The sequence below is a fragment of the Amycolatopsis kentuckyensis genome, from assembly GCF_002155975.1.
GTDB classification, from domain to species: Bacteria; Actinomycetota; Actinomycetes; order Mycobacteriales; family Pseudonocardiaceae; genus Amycolatopsis; species Amycolatopsis kentuckyensis.
Map to the genome: position 1 here is coordinate 1 of NZ_MUMI01000097.1, position 11,034 is coordinate 11,034.

11 protein-coding genes and 1 pseudogene are annotated in these 11,034 nt (G+C 70.0%); 4 read left to right on the plus strand and 8 right to left on the minus strand.

Annotated features, from left to right (window positions below):
- The first annotated feature begins 38 nt into the window (after window positions 1-38).
- The 3 genes from rsmG (at window position 39) to CCN39_RS11115 (ending at window position 2,724) form a co-directional block, all read left to right on the plus strand.
- Window positions 39-722: a 16S rRNA (guanine(527)-N(7))-methyltransferase RsmG gene (rsmG, locus tag CCN39_RS11105; protein ID WP_086840995.1), complete on the plus strand. Its 684-nt coding sequence runs from the start codon at window positions 39-41 to the stop codon at window positions 720-722.
- Window positions 723-799: 77 nt separating this feature from the next.
- Window positions 800-1,726, plus strand: coding sequence for a ParA family protein (locus tag CCN39_RS11110; RefSeq protein ID WP_086841010.1), 927 nt, complete (start codon window positions 800-802; stop codon window positions 1,724-1,726).
- Window positions 1,723-2,724, plus strand: coding sequence for a ParB/RepB/Spo0J family partition protein (locus tag CCN39_RS11115; RefSeq protein ID WP_086840996.1), 1,002 nt, complete (start codon window positions 1,723-1,725; stop codon window positions 2,722-2,724). The genes CCN39_RS11110 and CCN39_RS11115 overlap by 4 nt, the downstream gene beginning before the upstream one ends.
- 124 nt (window positions 2,725-2,848) lie before the next feature.
- Here the strand turns inward: CCN39_RS11115 and CCN39_RS11120 are convergent, their stop codons facing one another.
- The gene (locus tag CCN39_RS11120; protein WP_086840997.1) at window positions 2,849-3,793 is read right to left on the minus strand and encodes a D-alanine--D-alanine ligase family protein; all 945 of its coding nucleotides are present in this window, start codon (window positions 3,791-3,793) and stop codon (window positions 2,849-2,851) included.
- Window positions 3,794-3,819: 26 nt separating this feature from the next.
- A complete protein-coding gene (locus CCN39_RS11125) occupies window positions 3,820-5,139 on the minus strand; it encodes an aminotransferase-like domain-containing protein (protein WP_086840999.1) in 1,320 nt (439 codons plus the stop codon).
- 213 nt (window positions 5,140-5,352) lie between these two features.
- Here CCN39_RS11125 and CCN39_RS11130 point away from each other — a divergent pair, with 213 nt between their 5' ends.
- Window positions 5,353-5,997, plus strand: a complete 645-nt coding sequence (locus CCN39_RS11130; protein ID WP_013231060.1) for a GNAT family N-acetyltransferase — start codon at window positions 5,353-5,355, stop codon at window positions 5,995-5,997.
- Between the two features lie 211 nt (window positions 5,998-6,208).
- Here the strand turns inward: CCN39_RS11130 and CCN39_RS11135 are convergent, their stop codons facing one another.
- From CCN39_RS11135 to CCN39_RS11160, 6 genes and pseudogenes are all read right to left on the minus strand, one after another.
- Complete coding sequence (locus CCN39_RS11135; protein WP_086841001.1) at window positions 6,209-7,360, minus strand: N-acetylmuramoyl-L-alanine amidase; 1,152 nt, start codon at window positions 7,358-7,360, stop codon at window positions 6,209-6,211.
- 282 nt (window positions 7,361-7,642) lie between these two features.
- Window positions 7,643-7,966 (minus strand): thioredoxin, encoded by a 324-nt coding sequence (gene trxA, locus CCN39_RS11140; RefSeq protein WP_003082899.1) that lies wholly within the window; start codon window positions 7,964-7,966, stop codon window positions 7,643-7,645.
- 35 nt (window positions 7,967-8,001) lie between these two features.
- Window positions 8,002-8,994, minus strand: a complete 993-nt coding sequence (gene trxB, locus CCN39_RS11145) for a thioredoxin-disulfide reductase (RefSeq protein WP_086841003.1) — start codon at window positions 8,992-8,994, stop codon at window positions 8,002-8,004.
- A gap of 79 nt (window positions 8,995-9,073) precedes the next feature.
- On the minus strand, window positions 9,074-9,883 hold the full coding sequence (locus tag CCN39_RS11150) for an RsmA family anti-sigma factor (RefSeq protein WP_086841005.1): 810 nt from the start codon (window positions 9,881-9,883) through the stop codon (window positions 9,074-9,076).
- Window positions 9,880-10,503: an RNA polymerase sigma factor SigM gene (gene sigM, locus CCN39_RS11155; protein WP_086841008.1), complete on the minus strand. Its 624-nt coding sequence runs from the start codon at window positions 10,501-10,503 to the stop codon at window positions 9,880-9,882. Before sigM ends, CCN39_RS11150 begins: the two co-directional genes overlap by 4 nt.
- Before the next feature lie 31 nt (window positions 10,504-10,534).
- Window positions 10,535-11,034: pseudogene (locus tag CCN39_RS11160) on the minus strand (hypothetical protein); the annotation flags it as partial.

The following is an 11,034-nucleotide window of genomic DNA, read 5'->3' on the forward strand; positions in this document are numbered from 1 at the left end:
CGGTTTCACGTGAAACCGGCGGACGAGGAGTAGACGGAGTGAGCTTGGAGGAGGCCGCGGAGGCGGTGCGAGCCGCGGCGGGGCGAGTGTTCGGTGAGCACCTCGACCAAGCGGCCGGGTACGTCGAACTCCTGGAGCGGCACGGGGTCGAGCGGGGGCTGATCGGTCCGCGGGAAGTCGAGCGGCTGTGGGAACGGCACGTGCTCAACTCGGCGGTGATCGGCGAACAGATGGTCGAAGGCGCCCGCGTGGTCGACGTCGGGTCCGGCGCCGGGCTTCCGGGTGTACCGCTGGCGATCGCGCGACCGGACCTCGATATCGTCTTGCTCGAACCGATGGCCCGCCGGGTGGACTGGCTGGCCGAGGTGGCCGAGAAGCTGGAACTCCCGATCACCATCGTCCGTGGACGCGCGGAGGAGCGGCCTGTGCGTGAGCAGCTCGGTGGTGCCGACATCGTCACCGCTCGCGCGGTCGCCCCGCTCGCTCGTCTCGCGGACTGGTGCCTGCCGCTGGTCCGTCCCGATGGCTTCCTGGTCGCCCTCAAGGGCGCCAGCGCGGCGGACGAGATCGAGCGGGACGGCGCCGCCATCCGCAAGGCCGGCGGAGCCGATCCCCTCATCGTCGAGTGTGGTGCGGCGGTCCTCGAGGTCCCCAGCACGGTCGTGAAGATCCGTCGCCTGCCGACGGCGAACAAGCCGAAGGCGCGGAGCAAGAAGCGTTAACGGGCCGCGATGTTCCACGTGAAACGAAGCGACTCGACCACCGACCAGACGTCTAGATGGAGGAGGTGTCGAGACCGGTGAATCCCCCGCCGTCCGACTCCACGGAGACCAGCCACGACGTGGGCTGGACGCCGATCGCCGAAGAAGCCGCCCGCGCCGCGCGTCTGCTGCACCCCAAGGAGGGGTCGCTTCCCCGCCCGAGCCGCCGTCGCGTGCTGACCGTCGCCAACCAGAAGGGCGGCGTCGGCAAGACCACCAGCACGGTCAACCTCGCCGCCGCGCTCGCCGTCCACGGGCTCAAGACGCTCGTCGTCGACCTCGACCCGCAGGGCAACGCGAGCACCGCGCTCGACGTCGACCACCGGTCCGGGACGCCCTCCATCTACGAGGTGCTCATCGGCGAGGTGACGCTCGCCGAGGCGGCCCAGCCGACCGAGCAGTCCCCCAACCTCTTCTGCGTCCCCGCGACGATCGACCTCGCCGGCGCCGAGATCGAGCTCGTCTCGATGGCGTCCCGCGAGTCCCGGCTCAAGGAGGCGATCTCCTCGGAGATCCTCGACGAGATCGGCGTCGACTACGTCCTCATCGACTGCCCGCCGTCGCTGGGGCTGCTGACGGTCAACGCGATGGTCGCCGCGCAGGAGGTGCTCATCCCGATCCAGTGCGAGTACTACGCGCTGGAAGGTCTCGGGCAGCTGCTGAGCAACATCGAGCTCGTGCAGCAGCACCTCAACCGCGAACTCCGCGTCTCGACGATCCTCCTCACCATGTACGACGGCCGGACCAAGCTGGCCGACCAGGTGACGAACGAGGTGCGGAACCACTTCGGCGACACCGTGCTCAAGACCGTCATCCCCCGCAGCGTGAAGGTGTCCGAGGCACCCGGGTACGGCCAGACCGTGCTCGCCTACGATCCCGGTTCGCGCGGGGCGATGAGCTACGTCGACGCGGCGAAGGAGATCGCCGAGCGTGGCGCACAGATGGAGAAGGGTAGTTCGACATGACCGAGCGTCGAGGAGGGCTGGGGCGCGGCCTCGCCGCCCTGATCCCGACCGGCCCCACTGGCGGTGGTCCGCTCCCCGCGCCCGCCGACGGCGCAGCGGCGGACAAGAAGGCGGCCGAGGACAAGGGCTGGTTCGCGGCCAACGGTCAGGCGAAGCAGCACAGCGGCGAGGTCGCCGGCGCGGTCTACCGCGAGATCCCGGTCGGCTCGATCAAGCCGAACCCGAAGCAGCCGCGCCAGGTCTTCGACGAGGACGCGCTCTCCGAACTCGAGCACTCGATCCGCGAGTTCGGGCTCATGCAGCCCATCGTCGTCCGCGAGCTCGGGAACGACGAGTACGAGCTCGTCATGGGCGAGCGGCGACTCCGTGCTTCGCAGCAGGCGGAGCTCGAGGCGATCCCGGCCATCGTCCGGCAGACCGCCGACGAGTCGATGCTGCGCGACGCGCTCCTGGAGAACATCCACCGCGTCCAGCTGAACCCGCTCGAAGAGGCGGCGGCGTACCAGCAGCTGCTCGACGAGTTCGCGGTCACCCACGAGGAACTGGCGAGCCGGATCGGCCGCAGCCGCCCGGTCATCACCAACACGATCCGGCTCCTCAAGCTCCCCCTGCCGGTGCAGCGCCGGGTGGCCGCGGGCGTCCTGTCCGCCGGGCACGCGCGCGCGTTGCTGTCGCTGGAGGACGCCGAAAGCCAGGAAGAGCTCGCCGCGCGGATCGTCGCGGAAGGCATGTCGGTCCGGGCGACCGAGGAAGCCGTCACGCTCAAGAAGAGCGAGAAGCCGGCCAAGCCGAAGCCCGCGCCGCGCAAGCCGATCCAGGCGCCGGGGTTGCAGGAACTCGCGAACCGGCTCTCGGACCGCTTCGACACCCGCGTGAAGGTCGACCTCGGCCGCCGCAAGGGCCGGATCACGCTCGAATTCGGGTCGGTCGACGACCTCGAGCGGATCGTCGCGATCATCGACGCGAACGGGACGAATCAGACACCGAAAACCGATTAGGGATCACCCCGGGGTGTTTCGTCACGGTGATGATTGCTCATCGGAGCCGTGACGAACACAGTTGGTGATCACACGAAAAAGGCCGCCACGGACGATCCGAGGCGGCCTTTCGCGTGCGTGAGAGTCAGCGGGAGATGGCCCGCGCGATCAGTTCGGCGAACACCGTGCCGAGCGACTTGCCCGCCGCCTCGATCGCCATCGGCACCGTCGACGTCTCGGTGAGACCCGGCGACGGATTCACTTCGAGGAAGTGGACCGTGCCGTCCGCCATCACGACCGCGTCGGTCCGGGAGATGTCGCGCAGCCCGAGCACGCGGTGCGCCGAGACCGCCAGCTCGGCCACCGCCTTGGCCGCGGCGTCGTCGAGCCGGGCCGGGGTGAAGAAGTCGGTCAGGCCGGCGGTGTAGCGGGCCGTGTAGTCGTACACGCCGCTCTCCGGGACGATCTCGACCGCGGGCAGGGCCTCGGGGCCGTCCTCGCCCTCGATGACTGTCACGGCCACCTCGACGCCGTCCACGAACCGCTCGGCGAGGACGGTGTCGCCGTAGGCGAAGCAGCCGACCATCGCCGCCGGCAGTTCCGCCGCCTCGCGCACGACCTGCGTGCCGAGCGCCGAGCCGCCCTGGTCCGGCTTGAGGATCAGCGGCAGGCCGAGGCGCTCCACCATCGCGTCGAGCACCGCCTGGGCGCCGAGCTCGCGGAACGTGCTGTGCGGCAGCACCACCCAGCCCGGCGTCACGAACCCGGCGTTCTGCACCAACGCCTTCGCGGTCGGCTTGTCCCAGGCGCGACGGCAGCCCTGGGAGCCGGTGCCGACGAACGGCACGCCCAGCATCTCCAGCACCGTCTGCACCGAGCCGTTCTCGCCCTCACCGCCGTGCAGCGCGACGACCACCGCGTCCGGGCGCTGGGTGCGCAGCCGCTCCAGCAGCCCGCCGTCGGTGTCCCACTCCTCGATGCCGAAGCCCTCGGACTTGAGCGCCGCGGAAAGCCGCCGCCCGGACCTCAGGGAGACGTCGCGTTCGTGCGAGAGCCCGCCGGCGAGCACGGCAACGGTACGGTCGACCACCGTGGAAACTCCTTAGCGAAGAAGAATTAGACCGTGTCCGGAGACGGGTTCTGCGGTCCCTGGATCTGGCGCGCGCTCACGTTACCGAAGGTGCGGGCCAGGTCCATTTCGGACTCCAGCACGGCCGCCAGCCGCCGCACGCCTTCCCGGATGCGTTCCGGGGTCGGGTAGCAGTAGGAAAGCCGCATCTGGCGGCTGCCGAACCCGTCCGCGTAGAAGCCGGTTCCGGACGCGTACGCCACCCGGGCGGTCACCGCGCGCGGCAGCATCGCCTTCGTGTCGACGCCTTCGGGCACCGTCACCCAGACGTAGAAGCCGCCGTCCGGCTTGGTCCACGAACAGCCCGGGGGCAGGTACTGGTCGAGCGCGGACAGGATGGCGTCACGCCGCTCGCGGTAGTTCTCGCGGAACTTCTTGATCTGGCCCTTCCAGTCGTGCGTGGCCAGGTAGCGCGACACGATCATCTGGTTGAACGTGGGCGGGCACAGCGTCGCCGACTCCGCGGCGAGCACGAGCTTCTCGCGCACCGCGTGCGGCGCCAGCACCCAGCCGACGCGCAGGCCGGAGGCGAACGTCTTCGAGAACGAGCCGAGGTACACGACGTTGTCGGGGTCGGTCGACCGCAGCGCCGGGTACGTCTGGCCGTCAAAGCCGAGCAACCCGTACGGGTTGTCTTCGACGACCAGGACGCCGTGCTCGCGGCAGATCTCCAGGATCTCCGCGCGGCGCTCGACGGCCAGCGTGACGCCGGCGGGGTTGTGGAAGTTCGGGATCGTGTAGAGGAACTTGACCCGGCGGCCCGCCTTCTCCGTCCGGTCGAGCGCTTCCCGGAGCAACGAAGGCACCAGGCCGCGGTCGTCCATCTCGACGTGCACGACCTGCGCCTGGTAGGCGGCGAACGAGCCCAGCGCGCCGACGTACGACGGGCCTTCGGCGATCACGACGTCACCCGGGTCGCAGAACAGCCGCGTGACCATGTCCAGGCCCATCTGCGAGCCGACGGTCACCACGACGTCGTCCGGGTGTGCCTTGATGCCCTCCAGGGCCATGATTTCGCAGATCTGCTCGCGCAGCACCGGGACGCCGTGCGCCGAGCCGTACTGCAGCGCCACCATGCCGTCTTCGGCGATGATCTCGGCCACCTGCGCCGACAGCGTGTCGAGCGGGAGCGCCGCCAGGTTGGGCATGCCGCCGGCCAGCGAAACCACCTCGGGCCGGCTGGCCACCGCGAACAGCGCCCGGATCTCGGAGGCGGTCATCCCGGCGGTGCGCGCGGCGTACCGCTCCAGGTGCGGGTCGAGGTTCTGGCGGCCGCTGTGCGGCTTGCTGGGGCGGTTCTCGGTCATCGACGTTCACCCGGGGCTAGGCGGACACGGTCACTCCCGCGGGAGCTGGTAGATCCCATCGAGTGTAACCGGGCACCCATCAGGACCCCCTGGCCTTTCGGTGCTCGTCACATCGGCCTATCCTCGACGATGGCTCCTGTGTTCGTGCCGCGGATCCTGCGCGGCCTGACGAGCGGGGCAGCCGGTCGGGAGCGCAGGTCAGGGAGGTCGCGGGTGTCGCGTCGCGTCGTGGGCGTCACACTGGACAACCTGGAGCACCTGCCGAAGAGCTGCCGGCGGTGCGTGTACTGGGAACTCGCCCCCCACCTGAAGCACCAGGCCGAGGAGTTCGGCGCGACCGAGGTCGAGAAGGAAGCCTGGGTGTCGAGCGTGCTGCTCGAGTGGGGTTCCTGCGGCCGGATCGTCTACAGCGACACGCTGCCCGTCGGGTTCGTGCTGTACGCCCCGCCGAACGCGGTCCCGCGCGCGCTGGCCTTCCCGACGTCGCCGCCGAGCGCGGACGCCGTCCTGTTGACCGCGTTCCAGGTGCTGCCGGAGTTCCGCGGCGGTGGCCTCGGCCGGATGCTCGTCCAGGCGGTCGCCAAGGACCTGACCAAGCGCGGTGTCCGCGCGATCGAAGCGTTCGGCGATGCTCGCCCGGACGAGGCGGACCCGGACGGCGGGCACAGTTGCGTGCTGCCGGCGGCCTTCCTGCAGAGCGTCGGCTTCAAGACGGTCCGCCCGCACCAGAAGTGGCCCCGCCTGCGCCTCGAGCTGCGGTCGGCGATCACCTGGAAGGAAGACGTCGAGGCGGCCCTCGAGCGGCTGCTCGGCCAGGTGACGATCACCACCGCCGAGCCGAGCCTCGGCCGCGCCTGATTCCTCGCTCGCAAACGTTTGCGCCTGTGCTTCGGCACGCCTGAAACAGCGGTGTGCACAACTGTGGAAGAAGTGCCGAGTTATCCACAGAGCGCTGATAGGAGCGGTGGAAAACCTGTGGAGAACTGCCCCGAAACCTGGGGACGCGCGCGTCGCGTCCCCAGGGGTGGTGGGGCAGGTGAAGGAGAGCCGCTAGGGGTTGTGGTCGGCCCTATTCGGCCTTGGCCAGCTCGTGCGCCAGGACGTCCGCGAACGTGAACGTGCCCGTCGGCTGGTCGCCCTCGCCGAGCAGGTACAGGCGCTTCACGGCGATCAGGATGCCTTCCGCGACGATGTCGCGGAACGCCGGGTCGCCGAGCTTCCGGGCGTCGTCCGGGTTCGTCAGGTAGCCGATCTCGACCCGGACCGCAGGGCAGCGGGTGCGGGTGAAGATGTCCCACGACTTGTAGTGCGTGCGGCAGTCCAGCATGCCGGTGCGGGCCGCGACCTCACGCTGGATGAAGCCGGCCAGCAGCTCGCCCACCGTGGACGTCGTGCCGTTGCCGTTGCCGAAGTGGAAGCTCGCGACACCCTGCGCGCGCGGCGAGGGGTTCTTGTCGCTGTGCAGCGAGAGGAACAGGTCCGCGCCCGCGTCGTTGGCGAACTTGGCGCGCTCGAGCTCGGTGGGGCTGTGGTTCGGGCCGCGGGAGATCAGCGCCTCCATGCCCGTGGCCTTCATCCGGCCTTCGAGCCGCCGGGCGAGGTCCCAGGCGATGTCGGCCTCGCGCAGGCCGCCGGCGACCACGCCGAGGTCGTCGCCGCCGTGGCCGGGGTCGATCACGATGCGCTTGCCGCGCAGGCGCGGGCCGGCCTGGCGCACCTGCTCCTGCTCGCGCAGGAACACGGGGCGCCCGCCACGGGCCCGGGGCGAGGACAGGCGGTGCAGCTCGCGGATGGTCGCCGGGCCGCACATGCCGTCCGGCGTCAGGCGCATGTCGCGCTGGAACGTCTTGAGGGCGCGCTCGGTGGCGGGGCCGAAGTAGCCGTCGGGACGGCCGGCGTCGAAGCCGAGCTCGGTGAGCCGCTCCTGCAGCGTGAAGACGTCGTCGCCGTGCACGGGGGACGCGATCATGTACGACAGCGGGCGGCTGCCCAGGTGGTAGCTGGCGCCCTTGAGCGCCTGGAACGTCGCCGGACCCACGATGCCGTCGGTCATCAGCCCACGGCGCTGCTGGAAGGCACGAACGGCGTGCTCGACGGCGACGTCGAACGTGCCGTAGTCGTCGTCGGTACCGGTGACCGGCGGGAGCAGGTCCATCCCGGCCAGGATGGACCTGATCTCGGCGACGTCCGGACCGGCGTCACCGCGGCGGAGTACCCGCATGCACTCCTCGCTCTTTCCTCAGGCACCGACTCGGGGGCTCGGTGCGTGGCAGGACTTTCGGAAAACCATCGCTGGGACGAGCCCAGGTCCTCTATTGTGCCTTGCCAACTCTGGGTGACAGCGTAGGCCCGGTAGGTGCGTCAAGAACCCGTTAGTGCAGTACCCGCGGTGGCCACCATCACGCTCGATCGATCCCATGTCGGGAAGATTCCCCCGAACGAAGACGAACCCGGGGCCGCAGGAGGATTCCCGCAGGCCCCGGGTTCGCCGGGCTTGTTCGGTTCAGAGGACGTCGGCGAGGTCCGACAGCAGCGCGGCCTTCGGCTTCGCGCCCACGATCTGCTTCACCGGCTTGCCGCCCTGGAACAGGATCAGCGTCGGGATGGACATCACCTGGTAGTCACGCGGCGTGTTCGGGTTCTCGTCGATGTCGATCTTGGCGATGGTCAGCTTCTCGCCGTTCTCGGCCGCGATCTCCTCCAGCACCGGGGCGACCATCTTGCACGGGCCGCACCAGGTGGCCCAGAAGTCGACGAGGACCGGCTTCTCGCTGGTCAGGACCTCGTCGACGAACGTCGCGTCGGTCACCTTGACGGTGTTGGCCATGGTTTCTCCTTCAGGGATGGTTGGAAGCCGGTAAGTCAGTTGGTGCCCGCGCCGTAGCCGCCGCCGACGAGCTCGGCCGCCTCGTGCGCGTCCGATTCGCCGTGCTCCGCGAGCCATCGTTCCGCGTCGATCGCCGCGCTGCACCCGGAGCCCGCGGCGGTGATCGCCTGGCGGTACGTGCGGTCCACCAGGTCGCCGGCCGCGAAGACGCCGTCGAGGTTGGTGAAGGACGTCTTGCCCTTCGTGACGACGTAGCCGTCCTCGTCCAGGTCGACCTGGCCCTTCACCAGCTGGCTGCGGGGGTCGTGGCCGATGGCGACGAAGAAGCCCGACACGTCCAGCGTCGACTCGGAGCCGTCCCGGGTGTCCTTGAGCTGCAGGCCTTCGACCTTGCCGTCGCCGAGGACGCCGGTGATCTGCGAGTTCAGCTGCCACTTGATCTTCTCGTTGGCGCGGGCGCGCTCGAGCATGATCTTGGACGCGCGGAACTCGTCGCGCCGGTGGACGATCGTGACGGACTTCGCGAACTTCGTCAGGAAGGTCGCCTCCTCCATCGCCGAGTCGCCACCGCCGGCGACCACGATGTCGTGGTCGCGGAAGAAGAAGCCGTCACAGGTCGCACAGGCCGACACACCGCGGCCGAGCAGCTCCTGCTCGCCCGGGACGTTCAGGTACCGCGCCGCGGCACCCATGGCGAGGATGACCGCGCGGGCGGCGTAGCGCTTGCCGTTCGCGTGGACGTACTTGACGTCCCCGGTCAGCTCCAGCGACTCGACGTCCTCCGCGCGCAGCTCGGCGCCGAAGCGCTCGGCCTGCTTGCGCATCTCCTCCATCAGGTCCGGACCCATGATGCCGTCGCGGAACCCGGGGAAGTTCTCGACCTCGGTCGTCGTCATCAGCGCGCCGCCGAACTGCGTGCCCTCGAACACCAGCGGTTCAAGCTGGGCCCGCGCCGCGTAAACGGCAGCGGTGTATCCGGCAGGACCCGACCCGACGATGATCAGGTTCCTGATTTCCTCGGCAGCCACCCGTGACCTCCGCTCGTAGTGACCCGTGTACCAGGCTCAACACGATGGTAGGTGGCCATGTTCCCAGCCGTGACAGCCGCTACTTCTCCCCAACGACCTTGTCGAACAGCACGGCCGGATTTCCCGGCCCGCAGTCGGCGCCGAAGGCCACCAGGCGGAACTGGGCCAGCTTGCCGGTGGTCAGGATGATCATGACCCCGGCCTTGCCGCCGACGTTCACCGGGCGGATGCCCTCGGGGCGCACCTTCGGGTCCAGTCCGGCGGCCGCGATGCAGGCGTCCAGGCGGTCCTCGTTCTGCAACGGGCCGAAGTCGCGGACGCCGATCGCCTTGCCGACCAGGGCCTGCGCGCCGGCGCCGTCGTTGCCGACGGACGGGCCAGTCGGGGCCGGGGCCGCGACGTTCGGGGTGCCTGTCTGCTGCGAGGTGTTCGGGATCGCGATGGTCACGGCGACGATGGCCGCCGCGGCCGCGGTCAGGACGCCGGCGGCCCAGCCGAGCCGCTTGTTCCGGCGTCGCCGCGCCGCCGCGAGGTCCAGTACCGGGGCGTCCCCGGGCCCGGCCTGCCGCGGTGCCTGCGTGGCGCCCTGAGGCCGCTGCTGTGCTCGTCCAGGAAAGGCGGCGGCTGCCTCGGCGGCCAGCGCCGCGTCCAGCCGGGCGGCGAACTCCGCGGGCATCGGCGGGGCCGGCGCGTCGGCGAGGGAGGCCAGGTCGGCCTGCGTGGCGTCGAGAGCGGCCAGGATCTCCCGGGCTTCGGGATCGGCGTTGACCAGCGGCCACAGCTCCGCCGCCTGCGTGTCGTCCAGGACACCGGCGTGGAGGTCGGCGAGCACGTCGACAGACCAGGGCGGACCGATGGTCCCCCCGATCCCCCGGCTTTCGTCCGTCATCGTCCCTCCCCGCTACCCGGCTGACGCCCGGCCCGTTTGCTTTCGTGAGTTGGGACGTTCGCAATCGCATCGGGGTTCCGCAGGTGCCCGAGAACCTTCGCGAGTTTCCCGCGGCCCCGTGCGCACCGGCTCTTCACCGTGCCTTCGGCGATGCCGAGCATCTTCGCCGTCTCGGCGACGGAGTATCCCTCGACGTCGACCAACACGATCGGGGCACGTTGCTCCTCGGGCAGCTGGTCGAGCGCCTCGCGCACGAGCAGGCTGGTTTCCCGCTCGGCCATCGAGTCTCGGGGCGTGGCGGGCTCGTTGAAGCCGGTTTCCGGCAGGGGCACGGTCGGGCGCGCCTGGCGGCGGCGGATCCGGTCGAGGCAGGCGTTCACCACGATCCGGTGCAGCCACGTCGTGACCTGCGACTCCGCTCTGAAGTTCCCGGCCGCGCGGAACGCCGAGATGAACGCGTCCTGCAACGCGTCGGCGGCCTCTTCCGGGTCGCGGACCGTGCGCAGGGCCACCGCCCACATGCGGTCGCGATGTCGCTGGACGAGTTCGCTGAACGCATGAGGGTCCCCCGCGGCGTGAGCCGCTATCAGATCCGCATCCGTGGGAGCTGCAGCTGTCACCCGGGAGAGCCTACTGACCCTGTCGGGTAACTCACCCCGCAGGCAGGAAGGACAGGTCGCCGATTTCGGTCAGGTACTGCCCGTCGACTTCGCCCAGCTGGGTGATCCAGACGATGAAGTACTCGCCCTGCGTCGGCTGAGCCAGCGGGATCGTCGTCTCGCCGTCCTTCAGATCGCCGTTGCCGACCACCTTCGTGTCCGCCAGTTCCGGGTTCTTCCCGGTCGCCGACCGGATCTCGACCTTGGTGCCGGGGGTGCCCCCGGTGACCTTCACCTGGCTGAGGTTGATCGGGTTTTCGAACGTGACCAGCAGCCCGACCCCCGGCTTGATGGTCGGGAACTGCTGCTTGTACTTCTCGGTCCGCCACTCCGTCTCGGGCTTGCCGTCGGTCGCGTACTTCGCCCGGCCGGTGTTGTCGCCGCGGCCCTCGGGGTTGTAGACGGCCACCGACTGCGCGGGCACCGGAGCACCCACCGATGGCGAAGGCGGCGGGGCCGGAGCCGACGACGCGGCCGGCGACGAACCGGCGG

What these genes read in the sequence shown, in the direction of transcription:
- CCN39_RS11115 (WP_086840996.1), top strand. Translation starts at nt 1,723, where the DNA reads ATGACCGAGCGTCGAGGAGGGCTGGGGCGCGGCCTCGCCGCCCTGATC.
- CCN39_RS11125 (WP_086840999.1), bottom strand. Translation starts at nt 5,139, where the DNA reads ATGACCGAGAACCGCCCCAGCAAGCCGCACAGCGGCCGCCAGAACCTC.
- CCN39_RS11135 (WP_086841001.1), bottom strand. Translation starts at nt 7,360, where the DNA reads ATGCGGGTACTCCGCCGCGGTGACGCCGGTCCGGACGTCGCCGAGATC.
- trxA (WP_003082899.1), bottom strand. Translation starts at nt 7,966, where the DNA reads ATGGCCAACACCGTCAAGGTGACCGACGCGACGTTCGTCGACGAGGTC.
- CCN39_RS11150 (WP_086841005.1), bottom strand. Translation starts at nt 9,883, where the DNA reads ATGACGGACGAAAGCCGGGGGATCGGGGGGACCATCGGTCCGCCCTGG.